Genomic DNA, 19,256 nt, shown 5'->3' on the forward strand with positions numbered 1-19,256 from the left:
TATGAGTTGAATGATGTTTGAAAGCAACATAGCTTTTCCGTTGTCGGGAACTACGATTCACAGGAGAGCGCGATGCAGCCGTTCGACACCCCGACCGCCGCCGTCCTGGGCGTCCCGGTGGGTCGCATCCGGGTCATCGCCACCGACCGCGCCGACTCGAACGTGGCGGTCCTGCCCGCCGGCGCCTCGAAGGGCCGCGACGTGAAGGCGGGCCCGGCAGGCCGCAGTCGGCTACGAGGACGGTGTCCTGTGGATCGACGTCCCGACGGCGAAGAGGCGGTACTTCGGCGCCTCCGGGTCCGTCGAGGTGACCCTTCGGCTGCCCGCCGCCCACGTCGAGGCGAGGTTGTCCGGCGCGGAACTCCGGGTCGTCGGACCTCTGTCGACGTCACCGTCGAGAACGCACACGGCGCGATCACGGCATCGACGAGGCCACGAGCCTGCGCTCCGCCGCCCACGCCGGTGACATCGCGATCGGGCGCCTCACCGGCCCCGCGCAGATCAACACCCAACAGGGCAAGATCCACATCGCCGAGGCCATCTCCGGCACGGTCGTGCTGCACACCCGGATGGGCAACGTGCCTATCGGCGCTGCGTCCCGGAGCGTCCGTCGCCCCGGACATTGGTACAGGCCACGGTCGAATCGACAACACCCTGAGGAACGCCGCCGCCGGCCACGGCGGTATCACCGCCCGCACCCTGTGCAGGCGACACTTCCGCCTGTGGCCCCCAAAGGCCCACACGCGTGACCGACCGCGACAGTGCGGCGAACGGGCTGCGCAAGTCCTACGGCGACAAGACCGTGCCAGGCGGCATCGACATCACGGTCCCCGAAGGCACGAGCCCTACTCGGCCCGAACCTCGCCGGCAAGACCATCGGCGCGGGGGCACCGCTGCGGCAGGCGTTCGTGGAGCCGTGTCCCCGAGGGACGGGGCGCGCGGGAAACCGTCTCCTGGCCGGAGCAGTTCGGCCGACTTGTTCGTCTCGGCCCGCACCGGGTGACCCCGGTGCGGGCCGAGACGGGTGGGTCAGGCCGCCTTGGCCGGGCGGTAGTCGAGGACGATCGCGCCCGAGCTGAAGGACTGGGTGCCCGCGAGCGTCCAGGTCTTCGGGGCGAGGCCGTCCACGAACAGGCGCTTGCCGGTGCCGAGGGTCACCGGGTGGAGGAACAGCTTGAGTTCGTCGAGCAGGTCGTGCTCGATCAGCGTGTTGACGAGCGTGGCGCTGCCGTAGACCAGGAGGTCGCCGCCCGGCTCGGCCTTGAGCTTGGTGACCTCTTCGACGACGTCGCCGTCGAGGATCGCCGCGTTCCAGGTCGCCGTCTGCAGCGTGGTGGTGGCGACGTACTTGGGGATGTGGTTCATCCGCGCGGTGAACTCGTCCGACTCGTCGCGCGGGGCCCACGACTTCGCGAAGCTCTCGTACGTCGTGCGCCCCAGCAGCAGGGCGCGGCTCGCGCGCAGTTGGCCGTTCTGGTACTTGCCGTGCTCGTCGTTCCAGAACGGGCCGGTCCAGGCGGGGTCCTCGATCACGCCGTCCATCGTGATGTACATGACCGCAACGACCTTGCTCATGCGGAAGTCTCCGTTTCGCAGTTATGGGGGAATCCGCTCCGAGGCCCCGGGGCCCTTCGGACGCGACCCCTTCAGCGTGCAGGATCGGCACGCGGCGCAACAAGACACGACCGAGACACGCTGGGTTGAGCACGATTAAACGATCAAGGAGTGGGCATGCTGGAACGGCTGGAGCTCGAAGCGTTTCTCACACTCGCCGAGGAGCTGCACTTCGGGCGCACCGCGGAACGCCTGCACGTCACGACCGGCCGGATCAGCCAGACCATCCGCAAGCTCGAACGCCGCGTCGGCGGCCCGCTGTTCGAACGCAACAGCCGCAAGGTGACGCTGACCGCGCTTGGTGAGCAGCTGCGCGACGACCTGCGCCCCGCGTACGACCAGATCGCCGCCGGGCTCGCACAGGCGGTCACCACGACCCGCGGCGTGCGCATCAAGGGTGTGGTACGCGTCGGCTTCTCCGGGGCGTGGTGCGGCAACCTGCTCGTCAGGGCCGCCGACCTGTTCCGCGTGCGCCATCCGGACAGCGTGGTGGAGATCCAGGAGATCCAGCTCCTCGACCCGCTCGGCCGCATGCGGGCCGGCGAAGTGGACCTGCAGCTCACCGAGTTCCCCATCGACGAGCCCGACATCGTGCAGGGTCCGCTGATGTTCGCCGAGCCGCGCGGACTGCTGGTGCCCGCAGGCCACCCCTTCGCAGGCAAGGAATCCGTCTCGATGGAAGACCTCGCCGACACGACGCTGGTCACGATCGCCTCGGAACACATCCCCGCATACTGGATGGACTACTACTTCCCGCGAAGAACCCCGTCCGGCCGGCCGATCCCGCAGGGGCCGGCCACCCGCTTCTGGCCCGAGGTCCTGGTCCACGTCAGCATGGGCGTCGGCGTCAGCACGGTGGCAATGCGCGCCCAGGACTTCCACTCCCGCCCGGGCCTGGCCTTCGTCCCGCTGCACGACGCCCCACCGATCGACTACGGCTTCCTGTGGCCCCGCACCGGCCTGAACCCGGTCGCCTCGACCTACCTCGACATCGTCCACGAGCTCGCCACGCCCATCCGCTGACCGCTCCGTCGGCGGGCTCCGTGCCGACGGCAACCCCGAATTCGGGTGACCGGGACCGGCGCCGTGGTGACCACCTTCTCGGTCGGCGACCGCGTCGCGGTGGGCAACATCGTCGACTCCTGCGGCGTGTGCGTCATGTGTGAAGCCGGACAGGAGAATTTCTGCCACTCCTTCCCGACGCTGACCTACGGCGGCACCGACCGGCAGGACGGGTCGACCACGCTGGGCGGCTACTCCCGCGAGTACGTCGTGCGCGACGCCTTCGCCTACCCGCTCCCCGCCGGCCTCGACCCGGCCGCAGCCGCCCCGCTGATGTGCGCTGGCGTCACCGTGTGGGAACCCCTGCGCTCCCTGGGCGTGGGCCCCGGCAGTCGCGTCGCCGTGGCCGGCCTCGGCGGCCTCGGCCACCTCGCTGTCAAGATGGCCGTGGCGCTCGGCGCCACCACGACCGTCATCAGCCGCACCCGGGACAAGCTCGACGACGCCCGCACGCTCGGCCCTCACGACCTCATCGACTCCACCGACAGCCGGCAGACGGCCACGGCACGCGACACCTTCGACGTCGTCATCGACACCGTCCCCGCCCCTCACGACCTCGCCCCGTATCTGAAGCTGGTGGCGATGGACGGCACCCTCAGCCTCCTCGGGTACCGGGGCCCCGTCACCGTCGAGGCCACGGACCTGCTCATCGGCCGCAAGAAGCTCAGTTCCGCGGGCAGCGGAGGACGCATGGCGACAGCCGAGATGCTCCAATTCTGCGCCGACAACGGCGTCGCCGCCGACATCGAAGTACTCCCGTCGTCACAGGTGGACACGGCACTCGACCGCCTCCGGCGAAACGACGTCCGCTACCGCTTCGTGCTCGACATGTCCGACCTGGACTGAAGAGACAGCCGGCCGGGCCATGCGCGCGCCGGACAACGGCGCGCGCATGGCCCGGCACCCCGCCCTCTCACAAACGGTCCATTCCCGGAGCAGGAGCCGGAACGTGTCGCGAGGCCTGTCCCGGCCCTCGAATCGTTCTCACAACCCGTTCTCACGCGAAACCGGGATCCACCCCCTTGTGAGAAATGTTTGTGACAGCATCTCGGGTCATGACGCCGCCCCGAGAGTCCGATTCGACCGACGCCGACGACGTCGAGCGCCACCCGTGCCCGAGGTGTGCGGTCGCGGCCGGGTCGCCGTGCCGCTCGCGCTCCGGCGCGGTCGCCGGCGCCTACCACACCGGCCGGTTCACCAAGGTCCCCCGACTCGCGAAACTCCTGCGGGTACCGACGCCGGCCGACCGCGGCCCCGGGCGGTCGTGGCGGCCGGGCACCCCGGTCCCGCTCGCGATCGCGCCCGACACCCCCGGCGCCGACATCCGCATCGGATACGCGCGTTGCTCGACGCTCACGCAGGAACTCCAGTCGCAGTTGGACGCGCTCGCCGCGCACGGCATCCCCAGGGACAAGATCTTCTCGGAGAAGATCAGCACCCGGGTGCGGGTGCGCCCGCAGTTCGAGGCCGCCCTCGCGCTGGCCCGCCAGATCAAGGCCCACGCCCCGCACTGCCGGGTGATCCTGGCGGTGTACGAGATGAAGAGGCTGGGACGGGACGCGGCCGAACTGACGGCCCTGGCCGACCACTTGACCGCACACGGCCTGGTCCTGGAGATGCTCGCCGGGCCGCTGCCCGGGATCTACGACCCCACCGGGCCCGGGCGCATCCTGTTCGGGTTCTTCGCCGCGATGGCGGAGACCGAACGCGAGAACGTCCGCGAGGCCACCCTCGAAGGACTCGACGCCGCCGCCCGCAAGGGCAAGCACGGGGGCCGCCCCGCGGTCATCACCGACGACATGCTGCACACCGTGCTCCGCCGCAAGGCCGCCGGCGAGAGCGTCGAGGCGATCCGCCCGGACCTGATCATCCCCACCGGCAAACGCAAGGGACGAAGCCCCAGCCTCGCCAGCGTCTACCGCGCGCTCGCCGAACACGACAAGGCCGCGACCTACCCGGACGCCGTCGAACAGGCCCACGCCGACTTCGCGCACCGGTCCGCTGACGACATCCCCCGACCCATCCGGGCTCGCATCGCACGCCCCGACGCACTGCCGACATCCGAGGAACTCGACCTTCGGCAACGCCTGATCGCACAACGAGCCGAACTGTCTGCGGCCGAGGATCGGGCCCACCATTGACCGTTGGTGTCAAATGTTTTGACACCAACGCCGGTTTTCCGTTCCGCTCCTACCAGGACCCCAAGACCCGGAACCTGCATTCCGTGTCACCGGACGCGATGATCAGCCCTCGCTCGGAGCGGCGGGTACGTGACCTGCCCGGCGTGATGGTCGTCGGTGGGGGGTGTGACCTACCGCTACGTGCACGATGCCATCCCGCTGACCGTGGGGCGGCTGCGGCTGCTCCTGGCCGGCCTGGATGATGCCACGCCGATCGAGGTCGTCGTGCCCACCGGCTCCAGCCCCGAGTGCGGTGTCGGCGACGAGCCTCCGCTCATCCTGACCGGTGGTTCAGGGGACTGGACGGTTCTGGAGGACAGCACTCCCCGCCCGGTGCGTACAAGCGGCTGGACGACGGACGCCACGTCCGCAACTACAGCCGCTGACTGCCGCGCGGGGCCGTACACCCGGAGCCGAGTCGAGGGTCGTCCCATGGCCTTGCCCACGTTGACCGCCGCCCAGAGGACGGAAACCCTGTCCGAACACGCCGCGGTACGCCTGCTGGGCCTCGCCTTCGAGGTGGACCCGACAGCGGGGAGGTTCCCGAGAAGCTTGCGGAGCGCTGCTACGCCATGACCCGCGACTGGCGCGCGATCAAGGAGTGGGAAGCCGCCCAAGCCCGCGACGTCTGACCCCAGATCGCCGCGACGGGCTTCGATCGAATGGTGTGCAGGGGCTGAATCGCTCGATTGCGCCTCCCCATTGGACGGCTGCCGGAATCCATTCGGAACCACGCGGAACGCCCTGCGGATCCAATCCAGGCCGTCCGTCATTTAGCCCCCTCCTTTCCGCCTAGGGTTGGGGTGTGGCCGACCTCCTGTACCTCCGCCATTCGACCGACAAGCAGACCAACGGCCGGCAGAAGCACGCGCTCGGCTCCTACCTGGCCGACGGGGCGCGCTCCTTCGAGGACCCTGCCACCTCCAGCCGGATCCATCCGCTGGGGCGGGGCGGGTTCCGCGGCCTGCTGGACGAGGCCGCCGTCGGCGACACCGTGCGCGTCGCCGACGCCGCACGGCTGTTCCACTCCGTCAAGGACGTTCTTGACGTCCGCGCCGTGCTCCGGCGTCGCGGAGTCCACCTGCGGGTGGCGGCCGGCGCCTGGTCGGGGATGGACCTGACGGCGGACGACCCCATGACGAAGCTGTTCGTCACCATGCTCGCCGGGGTGCTGGAGTTCCAGCGGGACATGATCTCGGAGAACACCCGCGAGGGCGTGGCGGCCGCAGTCGCCGCCGGCAAGACACTCGGCCGACCGGCCGTCTTCGACGCGCGCACCGCTGCGGAGGTCGTCACCGCGTACCGCGAGGGGACCGCGGTCAAGGCGCTGGCCCGGGAACACGGCGTCGACCCGCGTACCGTCCGCCGGGCCCTCGATGCCGCCGGCGCACGCGAACTCCCCGCCGACGTCCGGCACATCCTGGACGGCGCCGACGAAGTTGAGGGCCAGGGCCAGGCGGAGCGGGTGCCCGCCGACGAGCCGACGACCCTGGATGTGCCCGGCCTGCTCGCCGAGCATCTGCAGGGCACCCCGGACGACGCGGTCCGCGGCGCGCTGCGCGCGGGGTGGGCGATTCGCCGTGGGCGGGGTTACTCCCTGCGCGTCACAGCCCCGCTCACGCTCCACCAGGCCGTGCTCGGGCAGTGCGCCGCCCTGGTCGGCGACGGCTCCACCCCGGCCGGGCGCAAGGCCTACCGCACCTACGCCGACCGGATCGCCGCTGCTACGGAGGCGTAGCGCGGCGAAGCCACCTGCGGGGCCGGTACCCGCCCGGTGGTCGGTCAGCTGCCGCAGGCCCAGGCGAGGCGGCCGGCACAGGCGTCGCACCGGTCACCCGCAGCGCAGTCGCGCCACCCGCGGTGCGACAGCGCGACGCCGGGGCAGTCGAGGCCCCGGGAGCACGACATGGAGGCGTCGCGGTGGTCGAGCTGGTAGCCGGTGCATCGTGATGCGCCGGGGGTCGGCGTCTACAGGTCGGCCACCAGTAGCCGGTACCCAACGTCGAGTTCGTCACGGTCGAGAAGATCTGCGTGGCGCGCGTGCCAGCGGCCCGAGGACAGGTCGGCCTCCAGCCGGGACAGGCCTGGGGCGATGACGTCCTCGCCGGTCTGCGCGAGCATCGAGATGCCGGCCCGGACGACGGGATCGAGGTAGGCCTCCGGGCGGCGCCAGTAGGCGGCGCCGAATCCGTCGGTGCAGTCGTGGGGCACCGGTACCGGCTCGATGCGGGCACCGCCCAGCAGCGCGGTCAGCCGGTCGATCGGGACGGCGCGGGTGTCGTCGAAGGCTGCGGCCTCGGGCAGGTACTCGCGCACCAGCCAGAACTGACGGCGGAAGACGTCCTGGTCCCAGGTCAGGATGACGATGCGGCGGCGTGCGATCCGGCGCAGCTCCGCGATCCCGGCTTCCAGGTCCGACCAATGGTGCACGGTCAACAGGGCCATCACGGCGTCTGCGGCGTTGTCGTTGATGGGGATGGATTCCGCGGCCGACTGCAGGGCCGGCGCGGATCCCGCCGGGCGCTGGGCGATCATGACTTGGCTGGGTTCGACCGCGCGCACGGTCTGCGGCGGTTCGTAGGAACCGGTCCCGGCGCCGACGTTGATGACGGTGGCCGCGTCACCGAGCGCGGCGTGGATCCGGGCGGCGATCCGGGGATCGGGTCGCCGGGTACTGCCGTAGGTTGCACCGATGGAGTCGTAGATCGTCATGGCGACAACTATGTCGTGCCTGTTGAGTGCCGCTGCAAATCGGACAGCTCTACCACTGCCTCCAGAAGCACGAACTGTTCGACGAACAGACCGCCTTCCCCACCGCGATTGCCGCTGCGGCTTGACAGCTCAAACGCGTGAGGTGTTTGTGGCGGGCCGTACTCTCGGGCGCGCAGACGACCGCGCACCGGTCCCGGCCCTGCTTCCGTATCCCGGAAGCTCACGATCAAGACCGGCAGGAAGAACGCCCGGCCGGGGGCACCCGGCGATAGGCCCCCGACGCAGCCCGCGTTCCGCCCCTTCCACCGCGACGACGCGGTCAGAACAGGGCGTCGGATATACGCAGCGGCCGGTAGCCGGTGGGGCCGAGTTGGGCGAGTTCGCCTTCGATGTCGACCTCGATGGCGCCGAAGAAGTTGATGTTCTCGCTGTGCGCCGGGGAGATGTGGGCCAGGACCTCGTCGTCGACGCGTCGTCCTGAGCGGCGCATCGACTCCACGGCCAGCCCGTAGTACTCCGTCGTCCAGGTGACGACGGCGTTCGTCACGAGCGTGAGGCACCAGGCCTGTTCGGTCTGCTGTTCCAGATGCCGGGCCCGGATGGCGCCCTCGTGGGCGTAGAGCAGGTCGCGTTTGAGTGCGTGCAGCGACTCGCCCTTGTTCAGCTGGCGGGAGATCTTGCGTCGATACTGCGGGTCGGCGAGGTAACGGGCGGCGTAGATCGTCCTGCGCACGGCGCCGTACTCCTTCAAAGCGGCGGCCAGCGCGTTCTGCCGCCCGGACGCCGACAGCTTGCCGACCAGCAGCGACGCGGTGGCGTGCCCGAACTTCAGCGACCCGGCCAGCCCCAGCAGGTCGTCCCAGTGTCCGGCGACCAGGTCCAGGTTGGCCCGGCGGGTCAGCAAAGGCCCCGTGAGCGGGAACGCCGACTCCGCCTCGGGTTTGGGCGCGGTGCGGTAGAGGGTGATCTTGCCCAGGTCCCGGATGCGCGGCGAAAGCTGGAGCCCCAGCAGGTCGAACAGGCCGAAGTTGACCAGGGTCACCCCGTGCGTGTCGGTCGCGTGTTCCGTGACTGGGATGTCGGCGGCGTTGCCGAGGATCTCGTCGAGCACGTAGTGCGCCTCGCGCTTGGTGGCGACGATGACCTTCGTGCCGTAGGTGGTGTGCTGGTCGGTCACGTGCGTGTACGTCGAGAGCCCCTCGTTCGCGAAGTACCGGCTCAGCGCCCTGGCGGTGACGGACTTGCCGCGGGTGGGGAACCGCTGGCCGTCCGAGGAGGACAAGGTTCCGGAGCCGAACACCGGGGTCAGCGGCAGGCGCTGGTGGTAGCCGATGAGCGCCAGGTTCGCCGCGCGCAGCGTCTCCTCGCGCACATACCACTCGGCGGTCCAGGCCAGGATGCCGTAAGAGATGCCGCACGCATCGGCCATCCGCGTCAGGCCGAGGTTGGTGGAATGGCTGAGCAGGACCGCGATCAGGTTCCGCTTCAGCTCCGGGGTACGGGTCTGCTTGCCGCCGGCGTGGGTGAAGCAGTCCAGGAACCCGGTGCGCTTGTCCAGCTCGATCAGCAGCGACACGATCGGCGCGAACGGCAGCATCTCGGTCAGCTCCGCCTTCAACGCCACCGCCTCGGCCGGGATGTCCTCCGCCGACAACGGCGAGATCACCAGGTCGCCCGACTCGTCCAGGCGGACCGGGCCGTCCCCGGCGGCCAGGACGGTCTCTAACTCGCCGAGCGCGGCGTGCAACTCGTCTTCCACCTGGGCCAGGGCAGTCGGAGCGTCAGCGGGCTTGCCGACCAGCCGGCAGAACTGGGCCCGATGGTCCGTCCACTTGGCCGGGGTGAGCAGGTACGCGGCCGGGTCGGAATAGCGGCGCGAACCGGGCACGAACACATCGCCGGTGCGCAGCCCGTCCCGCAGTGCCAGCAGCACGCACAGCTCCCAGTAGTGCCGGTAGGCGGTCACGCTGCCCGCCCGCGCCGCGGTGTCCAGGTAGCCACGCCAGCGCACCGGGACGAACTCCGTCGGCGCGCCGTCGGGGACCTTGCGCGCACCGGTGACATTCACCTCCCGCAGGATCTTCACCGCCGCCAGCAACTCCGCCGCGGCGGTGCCGCCGGAAAACCGCACCGCCTCCAGCACCTGCGGGGTGAACTGCCGCAAGTACCCATACGAGCCGTCCAATGCGGCCAGGTGCCCGTGATCACGCGGCAGCGGCGGGAGTGCGGAGGACCGGGCCGACCACAGCCGCTCCCACCCGATCTGCTCCCCGCGGAGCAGGCCGCCGACGTCCTCATCCGGCACCGCCGGGTCGGCAACCACCGCCAGGATCGTGTCCAGCAGCTCCAGCCGCCCCTCCCCGGACTTGGCGCGCTCGGCCAGGTAGTCCCGCATCTTGTGCGCGGCCTTGCCCTCGCGCGCCGAGACCGCCTGGTCGAACAGCTGCACCACCTCGTCCAGGACCTCGGTCGCCGACTGCGCCACCAGCGTCAGCAGGATCGGATACCGCCGTTCCGGCTCGCGTCGCTCCAACGCCTGCGCGGTTGACCGGCGCCCGACCGTGGCCAGGAAGCGGCGCCGCTCTGCCGGCAGCACCGACAGGTCCAGGGTGTGGGCGTCCATCGAGCGCAGGAACTCCAGCTTCGCGATCTCCGCCTTCACCGCCGCAGGCGACGCCTCCACCGGCCCCGTGCCCAGCCACCGCAGCCGGGTCATCCCGAGCCCGGCGTCCACCACCAGCAGATCATCCAGCCCGGCGCGTCGCTCGTCGGTGAACTCGTGCGCCAACCGCTCGAACGTCTCGGCCCGCGCCACCTCGCGGGCGTGCGCGACCCGCTTGACCACTGTGACCGGGCCCGGACGGATCACCCGCGCCGAGATCAGGTACTCGCCCGCCAGCCGGAACAACAGCGTCGCTGAGTCGTGCTCCATCGCCCGCGCCAGCAAGAACTCGTCCAGCTCCTTCAACTCCAGCGTCGACGCCGCCCGCCACCCCAAGTACCGCGCCGCCAACCGCAGATGCTCCGTGCGGGTCTTCGCCCTACGCCCGTACGAGCGGATGGCGTCCGGATCGACCCGGAGCCGCTCGGCCAGCCGCACCACCACCGCCCGCGGCGCGGACGCCACATCATCCGGTACGAACCCCAGCCACGGCAGCGTGCACACCGCGACCGCCAGCCCCAACCGGTCTGCCGGGCCACGGCCCCGGCCCGGATCGACGAACGCCACATCCGACGAGGTCAGCGTGAAGAACCGAAACAACTCCTCCCGGCCGATCTCAGGGAACCGCCGCAGCCCCTCCAGTTCCTCGTCTGTGAACACCGGAGCGACCACGACCTAACACCCCTCCCCAACTCCCCGGAGCCCCCTGGTCAGGAGCCTACTCGGCCATATCCGCCCGATCTTTCCCGAGTACTACGGGGACCCCGTTGTGCGGTGCGCGGACATGCTGGACCGTTTCCGCGCCGGTGGTCGGTGTGCGCGTGGCCGCCCCGGTGTCGGCCGCCGCCACGCGGCTGTTGGTCGGTTGTCGGTGGTCGTACCGCGGCCCCGCACCCGGTGTGGGTGCGGGGCCGCGGTTGTCGCTGTGGGCTTGTGGGCCTGTGGGTTTGTGTTGCTATGGGGTGAGGTTGGGGTAGGTGTGGAGGGTGCCGTCGTCCCAGATGGCGATGAGGTCGGCGTGGGGGTTGTCGTCGAGGTTGCCGGCGGCGATGTCGCGGATGGTGGCCCAGCTGTTGTTGGGCCATAGGGGGATGGCGGGGTTGAGGGCGGCGCCGCCTGTGATGGTGCCGCGTCCGGTGTAGAGGTAGAGGTTTCCGGCGCCGCTGACGGCGACGAGGTCGGCTTTGCCGTCGGTGTTGAAGTCGCCTCCGGCGGTCAGGCGCATGCCGTTCCAGGTTTGGTCGGGCCACATGGAGATGGCGGGGCCGAGGTGGGTGTTGCCGTCGCCGGGGTAGAGCATGAGGCTGCCGTCGTCCCAGATGGCGGCGATGTCGCTTTTGCCGTCGCCGGTGAGGTCGGCGGTGGCGATGTCGCGCTGCGGCGCGTAGGGGGTGTCGGTGGTGGTGCCGGGGATCCAGTGGACGTAGCCGCCCTGGAAGTCCTGGCGGCGGCCGCCGAGGAAGTCGTACTCGTTGCCGGTGGGGTATCCGAGGTAGCCGTTCTCGTATCCGAGGGCTGCCCAGCGTTCGCGGATGGCGCCGTACAGGGCCCAGGTCCCGGTGTCCCAGCTGAAGTACACGGATCCGGTGTCGGCGCCGGCGCCCGGGGTGCGGAAGTGGTTGTAGGAGCCGCCTCCGCCCGGGGTGGGCGTTTCGTCGGTGGAGGGGAATCCGAGGGGTCCGCGGACGCCTCCGGTGGCCTGCCAGCGGGCGTGGATGTTGCCGTGGAGTTCGTTCACGCCGGTGTTGTTGCCGTCGGTGATGGCGGCGGCCCCCGTGGCGGGGGTGCCGGTGAGGTGGGAGATGTAGCCGATCGGGGTGCCGGCGCCGTCCTTGACCTGGCTCACGTCGGAGACGGGGTAGCCCAGGGGTCCGGAGGTGCCGCCGTCGGCGAGCCACTTCTCGCGGATGTCGCCTTCGATGGACCAGGCGCCGGTGTCGGGTGTCCAGTGGATGGACGCGTGTGCGGTGGTGCCGCCGGTGCTGTGCTGGAAGTTCGCGTACTTGCCGACGCTGTCGGGTTCGCTCAGGACGCCGGTCAGGGGCAGGCCGATCGCGTTGGCGGTGCGGAGCAGGTTGTATTTGGCCCAGATGGGTCCGCACAGCGCGATCGTGGTGGCGGGGTTGGTGCCGGAGGTCACGTCGTGGCATTCGGTCCAGGGCGTGAGGGTGTCGCTGATGAGGGTGGCGGGGGAGGGACCGTGTTCACGCCCACGGCCGACGGACGCGGGGGTACATGGTGCGAGGATCGCCGCATCGACATCACTCGGGCCGGGAATCCGGTGGCGCCGGCCTCGTATGAGGACAGGCTGTATCTCGCGTACTTGACGAAACGGCCCACCGACGACTTTCCGGTACTGATGCTGGCGACTTCCCACCCGGACGGCGGCTGGGAGTCACGGGAGTTCAGCCGTGTGGCGAAGGGTCAACCGGTCCTGACGGTTCACGACGGGCTGCTCCACCTCGCGTTCCACGGGTTCGATCCCTCGGCGGTGTTGCCAGAGGAGGCGAGGAAGTTGTATTCCCCGCGCCTGTCGGACGAGTTCGTACGCACCGCGTACCAGTACGACAACACCGATGCCATGTATCACTACACATTCGACGGCGCCTCCTGGGCGGACGGTGTCCCGTTGCCCGTCACGGACAGGTTCGACCTCGACCTTGCTTTCCACCGGGGGCGCCTGCACATTGCCTTCCGCCGGTACGACGACGAGAGCCGCGACCCCGCCGCGATCGTCCATACCATGCTTGAGGGTGACACCTGGTCGGAGCCCGTAGTGCTCGGCCACGCCAACGGCAACGGCCGCCCGGCCCTGGCGGTACACCAAGACAGGCTCTACCTGGCGTGGTCGACCGGGGGGTGGAGTGAGCCGGAGGAAGACCACGGTTGGAACGATGAATGGGTGGTTCCGGAGTACGACACCTCGATCCGGATCGGCGTCCTGGAGGGCGCGCGGTGGCATGAGGTGGACACGGTCCACGTTGCGCCATGGATGGAACGCCCCTGGACGCCGACGCCGGCACTGGTCTCCCGTCGTGGACGGATCGATGGCCCGGAACGGTTGCTCCTGGTGTATCCGGCCCCGATTATTGCCCGAACGTAGGGAAGAGCTCTTCTCCCCGATCACTCCCGCCGGCTGGGCGGTCCGCGTACGGCTGGACGCCCTCGGGCCCCGGGCGTGCTCGTGCTCGACGACGTCCAACGCATCGCCGCCCCCGAACTCGACTACCTCCGCTTCCTGGTGGACGTCCCCACCACCCACACCTGCCTGGTGTTGTGTGGGGCGGGCGCCGAGCGCACCCTGGCGCGAACTCCCGCCCTGGCCTCCCGAGTCCTGACCTGGCAGCACGTGCCACGTCTGGAGCCATCGCAAGTCCCCGGTGTGCTGCGCTTGTTCCACCCCCTGTGGGACACCGCGATCGACGAGGACCTGCTCCACACCGACCGGACGCACGCCCGGGGGAACTTCCTCACCTGGGCGAAGATCACCTCCCACGCCTACGCCGCCCGCAGCCGCGCCCCCGACACCGCGGTGGATCGCGCGTTGCTGACCTGGGCCTGCTCCCGCCGACGAGTTGCGGCGGCGTGGATTCCGCTTCGGGACGCCTGAACGGGACGGGCGCCGACTGGGGCCGGGCACCAGAGCGAGGGGCCCGGGGGCACGGCCTCCCGCGTCCTCGAGTTCAGCCGGTTACCCCGAACAGCGGCCCGTGGCTCTGGACGACGTGTCTGGCAGAATCCGCCCGGTCGGGCTGTGACTACCGCTGTTTGGAGGCAGTCTTGGGCTGGACGAGACGGCTCCCGGACCATGCCCCCAGGGTGACCGCGCCGATGGATGCCAGGCCGGCCGTGTTCGCTTCTTCGGCGATCTCGCTCTGATCGATGTGGCCGGGCTTGCCCGTCTTAGGAGTGAGGACCCAGACCACGCCCTCGTCGGAAAGGGGCGCCACCACACCCCTGAGTTCGTCTGCCAAGTCGCCGCCGCCTTGCCGCCACCACAGCAGGACGACGTCCACGACTTCGTCGGTTTTGTCGTCCACCATCTCGCTGCCGATCGCGTCCCCGATATCGGTGCGGATCTCATCGTCGGTGTCTTCGTCCCAGCCCAACTCCTGGACCACGATCGATCGAACGATGCCCATCCTCTGCGCGTAGTTCCGCGCACCCCCGGCAGCCACCATCACAGCCCTCTCCTTGTCGAAACCCGCGCCTGGGCACCCAAAAGCAGCCAGTCGGCAACTCGCAGTGCCCGTCAGGGACCTGACGTCACCACATGGACGCCCCTCGCTCTCTGGGCACCCACTCGGCCACTCTTGACCGTTCCGCGCCACTCCTGACCAAATCGCGAGTCTCGGTCCGCCGGCGAACACTCGGCCTTCGAGCCGACGGCTTCATTCGTCCAGTCGGAGGCGGCCGTTCTCGTCGATGTACGCGTCGTAGATCTCGTCGCCCAGGACCACGCCGTCGATGACGACCTTGACGTGTCCTCGTCGACGTCCAGGAACACCACGCCGTCGTCGTCGGTGTACGCGGGCCAGATCACGCCCTCCCCGACGACCTCCTCGAAGTAGAAATCACCCTTGAAGCGCCCGAACCACCCCACCGCAGTCCCCCTCCCGGCTCCCTGCCGCCCGGCCCGACGCGCCACCGGACACGAACGGCCGAACCCGCACGTCCGCTCCCAGTCTGCGGGAACTCCCGCACACCGGGCGAGGGTTCGACAACATAGGGTGACCATCGATCGAGGGGGCGCTCATGGGCAGGTGCCAGAAGCCGCGTCATCGAGCACGCCACCCGCCGCGTCCGCATCCTCGGCGCCACACCCCACCCCACCAGCGCCTGGGTGGTCCAAACCGCCCGCAACCCGGTCATGGACCTCGACGACGCGGGCACCCGGGCCGCGTTCCTGATCCGCGACCGGGATGCGAAGTTCCCGAGGCTCTTCGACGAGATCCTCGCCGATGCCGGGATCCGCACCGTGCCGACGGCGGTGCGCACCCCGCGGATGAACGCGGTCATGGAACGCCGGGTCCGCACCTGTCGCCACGAACTCCTCGACCGCACGCTGATCCGGAACCGGCGCCACCTGCTCCACGCGCTACGCGAGTACGAACGGCACTACAACACCCACCGCCCACACCGGACACTCGACCAGGCGGCGCCGCTACGGCCCCTACCCGAGGCGATCACCGATCCCGTCCGGATCCAGCGTCTGAACATACGCAGACGCGACCGACTCGGTGGCACCATCCACGAATACCGACATGCGGCCTGACTTGGGCGGATGGAATTTTCGGCACCCACACGGTCGCCCCCGACGATTCGGGGGCGACCGCCTGCGGGCGGGATTCCTCTTCGTGACGTCTCTCGTGGTCTTCCGGGGCGCGGCGCAGACTCGGCCGACGATCGCCCCCATGTGTGTCCCATGCCTGCCGCGCGGGATCGGCGCCCGGGGTCAGCCCACGGGCACGAGCAGGACGGGGGCGTGCGCGTGGTGCAGGACGGTGTGACTGACCCGGCCCAGGCGCGTGCCGAAACGGGCGGTGCGTCGGTGGGCGGCCAGGACCACCAGGTCGGCCTCGCGAGAGGCCTGCACCAGAGCGCGACCCGCGCCCTCGCGCACAAGGCGCACCTGGGACTCGATCTCGGGGTGCTTGGCCCGCAGCGCGCCCAGTGAGGCCTCCACCGCCTCGCGTCGCAGGGCGGTTGCCGAGGCCAGGGACTCCAACGCCGGCGCGGGCAGCCCGATCGGCGTGGGGGTGGCCGGTGGCATCGCGTTCAGCGCGCACACCCTCAGGTGTCGCAACTGGGCCTCCTCGTATGCGGCTTCCACGGCGGGGCGGGAGTCCTCGTCCTCGACGCCGACCACGATCAGGCCCTCGGCGTCGCCGTCCACGACCCGCGAGGGGCCGGGTTCGCCGCGCACCACCAGCAGGGGGCACGGCGTGTAGGCGGCCACCGACAGGCTCACCGAGCCCAGGAGTAGACCGGCCATGCGTCCGTGGCCGCGGCTGCCGACCACCACGAGGGAGGCGTGTTCGGCGGATGCGAGCAACACCTCGTGAGCGGCGCCGCGGCGGACCCGCGCGATCGTCCAGATCTGCGGGAACAGCGCACGGGCGTGGGCGGCGGCGGCCTCGGCCGCCTCCTGCGCCTCGCGGCGTATCCGCCCGGCGTAGGAGGCCCACTCGCCGTCGCTGGGGACCAGCCAGGCGCTGACGATCTCCAGCGGCAGTCCGCGGTTCGCCGCCTCCAGGGCGGCCTGGGCGACGGCGGACAGGGCGGCGGGCGATCCGTCCACGCCGACGACCACGTGTCCGGTGGGAGTGCGCGGGGTGACAGGCATGGACTCGTCCCTTCTCGACGGCAACAGCCGGGCAGGCGCTGCCTTTCGAGTCCACGGCAGCGCATCCAGCGGCGGACCGCACGGGCCGATGGGCCCGGTGGACCCGGGCCACCCGGCCCGGTGGCGACCCACCGGCCGCAGCGGCGGGGGACGACATCGCGTGTCCGGTTGCCGAGACCCGGGGGCCGGGGGCTCAGCCCAGCGGGACGCGCCATGCCAGGAGGGCGCCGCCGTCGGGGGCGGGCCCGAACGAGCAGGCGCCGCCGAGGGATTCGGCCCGCGCGCGCATGTTCCCCAGACCGCTGTCGCGGGTCGGGGACGCCGGCGGGCCCACGCCGTCGTCCCGCACCCGCAGCCGCACGTGGTCGCCGTCGGTCTCGATGTGTACCTCCACCCGACTCGCGTGGGCGTGGCGGGCCGCGTTCGCGAGTGCTTCGCGCAGCACCGCGATCACCTCGGCGGCGATCGGCTCGGGTACGTGGGTGTCCAGCAGGCCGTCGACGCGCAACGTCGGTGCGAAGCCGAGCATTTCGGTCACCGCGTCGACTTCGCGCGGGCAGCGGGAACGCAGTCCGACGCCGGTGTCGCGGCCGCGAGCCTTGAGGGAGAAGACCGTCGACCGGATGACTTTGATCGTGTCGTCGAGTGCGTCGACGGCGGATTCGACGCGTTCGAGGGCTTCGGGGTGGTCGATGAAGCGGGTGGCGCTCTGCAGGGTCATGCCGGTGGCGAACAGGCGTTGGATGGTCAGGCCGTGCAGGTCCCGGGCGATGCGGTCGCGATCCTGCAGCACGGTCAAGAGTTCGGCGTCGCGGCGCCGTTCCGCGATCTCCAGGGCGAGTGCCGCGTGGTCGGCGAAGCCGGTGACCATGCGCACCACCGCGTCCGACAGCTGCGGCCGCTCGAGCCGGTTGGCGACCTGGAGCACACCGCGGATGCGCTCGCGGGTGCCCAGCGGCAGCAGGAACGCCGAACCGAGATCGGATCCCGCGGCGGTGGCCACCACCGCGCCCGGATCGTGGCCGATGTCGGTGCTGACGATCGTCTCGCCGGAGCTGAACACCTTGCCCATCAGGGTGCTCTCGCCGGACAGGACCAACCCGCGGACGCGGTTCGCCAAGGGCCCCGAGGCGGCCTCCACGACCAGATCGTCCGTCCCGTGTACCGGCACGGCCAGGGTCACCAGGTCGGCGTCGGCCATGTCCCGGATGGTGGTGGTGAACGTGCGCAGGACGTCGGTGGGGGTGTCGCCGGAGAGCAGGCTCCGGGTCAGTTCCGAGCTTGCGCCGAGCCGGCGTTCGCGGTGGCGGACGTCGTCGTACAGGCGGGCGTTGTCGATGGCGACGCCGGCCGCCGCCGCGAGCGTGCGCAGGACCGCCTCGTCGTCCTCGTCGAAGTCCGCCCCGCCGCGTTTCTCAGCAGTTCGCCCAGGCGCATCCGCGGCAGTGCCGGTCGCTCGTCCGACGGCACAACCCCTCCAAGGATCGGTCACCCGTCGAAACGCGTCTCGGCCCCATCGAGTCAAACCCCGCCGGCCACGTCTGCCCCTCGCCCGATGGACGCCGTCGCGATTCCGGTTGCCGATGCACCCCGCAGGGGCCGAACGACCCTGGAGAAGACCCCGAGGCAGGGGCGACAGACCCTGTGCGGGCCGGCCGAGGCAGAGCAGGGTTGGGCTTGTACCTCTCGCCGAGGAGGAACCCATGGACACCCGCCCTCCGCAGGGCACCGCGCCGTACGTCGTGGTCGGGATCGACCCCGACCCCTGGATCAACCAAAACTCCGTGCGATGGGCCGCCCACGAGGCGGACCTGCGCGGAGCCGCACTGCACCTCGTGTACGCCTGGGAGGCGGCTTCCGCCCACCGCGCGCACTACGCGCCGATGCACACCCTCGTCGACCCGACCGTGCAGCGCCGGCGGGTCCGCGAACTGCTGGACGGGGCCGAGCAGGCCGCGCACCACATCCGGCCCGACCTGACCGTGGTCCGGCGACCGATCGAGGGACCGGTCGTGCCGGTGCTGCTCGGCGCGGCGAACGAGGCGTGCCTGCTGGTTCTGGGCGGTCGACCGCGCCACGCGGACCGGCGCCCGCTGGGCCCGGTCACCCGCGAGAGCCTCCGATGCGCCCGGTGCCCGGTGGTCACCGTGGGCGCAGCGTCCGCCGAGACAGACCATCACCCGACAGCGGTTGCGACACACACGACAGGAGCAACGCCATGACCGACACGACGCGGGACACCACGAAGACGAGCCCTCGGATCCCGACCGTGCGCAAGGTGATGCACGGCCCGGTGGTCTCGGTGACCACACAGGACACCCTGTGGGCGGCGATGGACAAGATGATCGCCACCCACCTGCACCACGTCGCCGTCGTCGACGGCGCCCGGGCGCTCGGCCTGATCAGCGACCGCGACCTCGCCGCCGTGTGGGCCCTGGATCCGCTGGGCCTGAAGCAGCACACGGCCGGACACGCCCTCGCCGGGACCGAGACCACCTTCGTCGCCCCCGACACCGACGTGATCGCGGCGGGGGAGGAACTCCTCAAACACCGCCGCGACGCCCTGCTCGTCGTCGACGCCGACGGCACGGCGATCGGCGTCCTGACCGACCGCGACCTGCTGACCGTTCTCCTGGGGCTGCACCGCCCGCTACGGTGACAGGCGCGGGCGTCTTCGACG

Annotated in this window: 17 protein-coding genes and 2 pseudogenes; 12 read left to right on the plus strand and 7 right to left on the minus strand. The window is 70.6% G+C overall.

The features are described 5' to 3' along the window. Window positions 1-72 precede the first annotated feature (72 nt). Both OG928_RS45610 and OG928_RS45615 read left to right on the plus strand, forming a co-directional pair. Window positions 73-702: pseudogene (locus OG928_RS45610) on the plus strand (DUF4097 family beta strand repeat-containing protein); the annotation flags it as partial. 55 nt (window positions 703-757) lie between these two features. Continuing rightward, window positions 758-875: pseudogene (locus OG928_RS45615) on the plus strand (ABC transporter); the annotation flags it as partial. Between the two features lie 154 nt (window positions 876-1,029). On the opposite strand, the gene OG928_RS45620 reads toward OG928_RS45615, so the two are convergent. After that, window positions 1,030-1,575, minus strand: coding sequence for a dihydrofolate reductase family protein (locus OG928_RS45620; protein WP_331767914.1), 546 nt, complete (start codon window positions 1,573-1,575; stop codon window positions 1,030-1,032). A gap of 156 nt (window positions 1,576-1,731) precedes the next feature. Here OG928_RS45620 and OG928_RS45625 point away from each other — a divergent pair, with 156 nt between their 5' ends. From OG928_RS45625 to OG928_RS45645, 5 genes are all read left to right on the plus strand, one after another. Further along, window positions 1,732-2,637, plus strand: a complete 906-nt coding sequence (locus tag OG928_RS45625; protein ID WP_331767915.1) for a LysR family transcriptional regulator — start codon at window positions 1,732-1,734, stop codon at window positions 2,635-2,637. A gap of 45 nt (window positions 2,638-2,682) precedes the next feature. After that, the gene (locus OG928_RS45630; RefSeq protein ID WP_331767916.1) at window positions 2,683-3,522 is read left to right on the plus strand and encodes an NAD(P)-dependent alcohol dehydrogenase; all 840 of its coding nucleotides are present in this window, start codon (window positions 2,683-2,685) and stop codon (window positions 3,520-3,522) included. Between the two features lie 209 nt (window positions 3,523-3,731). Then, complete coding sequence (locus tag OG928_RS45635; protein WP_331767917.1) at window positions 3,732-4,817, plus strand: recombinase family protein; 1,086 nt, start codon at window positions 3,732-3,734, stop codon at window positions 4,815-4,817. A 165-nt stretch (window positions 4,818-4,982) separates the two neighbouring features. Continuing rightward, complete coding sequence (locus OG928_RS45640) at window positions 4,983-5,432, plus strand: hypothetical protein (RefSeq protein WP_331767918.1); 450 nt, start codon at window positions 4,983-4,985, stop codon at window positions 5,430-5,432. Between the two features lie 229 nt (window positions 5,433-5,661). Next, window positions 5,662-6,594: a recombinase family protein gene (locus tag OG928_RS45645; protein ID WP_331767919.1), complete on the plus strand. Its 933-nt coding sequence runs from the start codon at window positions 5,662-5,664 to the stop codon at window positions 6,592-6,594. 230 nt (window positions 6,595-6,824) lie between these two features. Here the strand turns inward: OG928_RS45645 and OG928_RS45650 are convergent, their stop codons facing one another. The 3 genes from OG928_RS45650 to OG928_RS45660 form a co-directional block, all read right to left on the minus strand. Then, window positions 6,825-7,568, minus strand: a complete 744-nt coding sequence (locus OG928_RS45650; RefSeq protein ID WP_331767920.1) for a methyltransferase domain-containing protein — start codon at window positions 7,566-7,568, stop codon at window positions 6,825-6,827. A gap of 319 nt (window positions 7,569-7,887) precedes the next feature. Further along, the gene (locus tag OG928_RS45655; protein ID WP_406291950.1) at window positions 7,888-10,890 is read right to left on the minus strand and encodes a Tn3 family transposase; all 3,003 of its coding nucleotides are present in this window, start codon (window positions 10,888-10,890) and stop codon (window positions 7,888-7,890) included. Between the two features lie 295 nt (window positions 10,891-11,185). Beyond that, window positions 11,186-12,370: an FG-GAP-like repeat-containing protein gene (locus tag OG928_RS45660; RefSeq protein ID WP_331767922.1), complete on the minus strand. Its 1,185-nt coding sequence runs from the start codon at window positions 12,368-12,370 to the stop codon at window positions 11,186-11,188. A 60-nt stretch (window positions 12,371-12,430) separates the two neighbouring features. On the opposite strand from OG928_RS45660, the gene OG928_RS45665 reads away from it, so the two are divergent. Continuing rightward, window positions 12,431-13,333 carry a hypothetical protein gene (locus OG928_RS45665; RefSeq protein WP_331767923.1) on the plus strand — a complete coding sequence of 301 codons (903 nt, stop codon included), beginning with the start codon at window positions 12,431-12,433 and terminating at the stop codon, window positions 13,331-13,333. Window positions 13,334-13,408: 75 nt separating this feature from the next. Beyond that, on the plus strand, window positions 13,409-13,840 hold the full coding sequence (locus OG928_RS45670) for a hypothetical protein (RefSeq protein WP_331767924.1): 432 nt from the start codon (window positions 13,409-13,411) through the stop codon (window positions 13,838-13,840). 148 nt (window positions 13,841-13,988) lie between these two features. Here OG928_RS45670 and OG928_RS45675 read toward each other — a convergent pair whose 3' ends face one another. After that, a complete protein-coding gene (locus tag OG928_RS45675) occupies window positions 13,989-14,411 on the minus strand; it encodes a DUF3052 domain-containing protein (protein WP_331767925.1) in 423 nt (140 codons plus the stop codon). Between the two features lie 662 nt (window positions 14,412-15,073). On the opposite strand from OG928_RS45675, the gene OG928_RS45680 reads away from it, so the two are divergent. Continuing rightward, a complete protein-coding gene (locus OG928_RS45680; RefSeq protein ID WP_331767926.1) occupies window positions 15,074-15,505 on the plus strand; it encodes an integrase core domain-containing protein in 432 nt (143 codons plus the stop codon). A 180-nt stretch (window positions 15,506-15,685) separates the two neighbouring features. On the opposite strand, the gene OG928_RS45685 is transcribed toward OG928_RS45680, so the two are convergent. Then, entirely contained in the window at window positions 15,686-16,576 is an 891-nt protein-coding gene (locus OG928_RS45685) for a universal stress protein (RefSeq protein WP_331767927.1), read from the minus strand. A gap of 193 nt (window positions 16,577-16,769) precedes the next feature. Further along, window positions 16,770-18,068, minus strand: coding sequence for a GAF domain-containing protein (locus OG928_RS45690; protein WP_331767928.1), 1,299 nt, complete (start codon window positions 18,066-18,068; stop codon window positions 16,770-16,772). 211 nt (window positions 18,069-18,279) lie between these two features. On the opposite strand from OG928_RS45690, the gene OG928_RS45695 reads away from it, so the two are divergent. Both OG928_RS45695 and OG928_RS45700 read left to right on the plus strand, forming a co-directional pair. After that, on the plus strand, window positions 18,280-18,798 hold the full coding sequence (locus OG928_RS45695; protein ID WP_331767929.1) for a universal stress protein: 519 nt from the start codon (window positions 18,280-18,282) through the stop codon (window positions 18,796-18,798). Next, entirely contained in the window at window positions 18,795-19,235 is a 441-nt protein-coding gene (locus OG928_RS45700) for a CBS domain-containing protein (RefSeq protein WP_331767930.1), read from the plus strand. The genes OG928_RS45695 and OG928_RS45700 overlap by 4 nt, the downstream gene beginning before the upstream one ends. The last annotated feature ends 21 nt before the right edge of the window (window positions 19,236-19,256 follow it).

Origin of the sequence: Embleya sp. NBC_00896 (genome assembly GCF_045207785.1) — a bacterium.
Classification (GTDB): Bacteria; Actinomycetota; Actinomycetes; order Streptomycetales; family Streptomycetaceae; genus Embleya.

Excerpts from the sequence above, each read along its gene's own strand:
- OG928_RS45620 (WP_331767914.1), bottom strand. The coding sequence starts at position 1,575 with ATGAGCAAGGTCGTTGCGGTCATGTACATCACGATGGACGGCGTGATC.
- OG928_RS45625 (WP_331767915.1), top strand. The coding sequence starts at position 1,732 with ATGCTGGAACGGCTGGAGCTCGAAGCGTTTCTCACACTCGCCGAGGAG.
- OG928_RS45635 (WP_331767917.1), top strand. The coding sequence starts at position 3,732 with ATGACGCCGCCCCGAGAGTCCGATTCGACCGACGCCGACGACGTCGAG.
- OG928_RS45650 (WP_331767920.1), bottom strand. The coding sequence starts at position 7,568 with ATGACGATCTACGACTCCATCGGTGCAACCTACGGCAGTACCCGGCGA.
- OG928_RS45675 (WP_331767925.1), bottom strand. The coding sequence starts at position 14,411 with ATGGTGGCTGCCGGGGGTGCGCGGAACTACGCGCAGAGGATGGGCATC.
- OG928_RS45685 (WP_331767927.1), bottom strand. The coding sequence starts at position 16,576 with ATGCCTGTCACCCCGCGCACTCCCACCGGACACGTGGTCGTCGGCGTG.
- OG928_RS45695 (WP_331767929.1), top strand. The coding sequence starts at position 18,280 with ATGGACACCCGCCCTCCGCAGGGCACCGCGCCGTACGTCGTGGTCGGG.
- OG928_RS45700 (WP_331767930.1), top strand. The coding sequence starts at position 18,795 with ATGACCGACACGACGCGGGACACCACGAAGACGAGCCCTCGGATCCCG.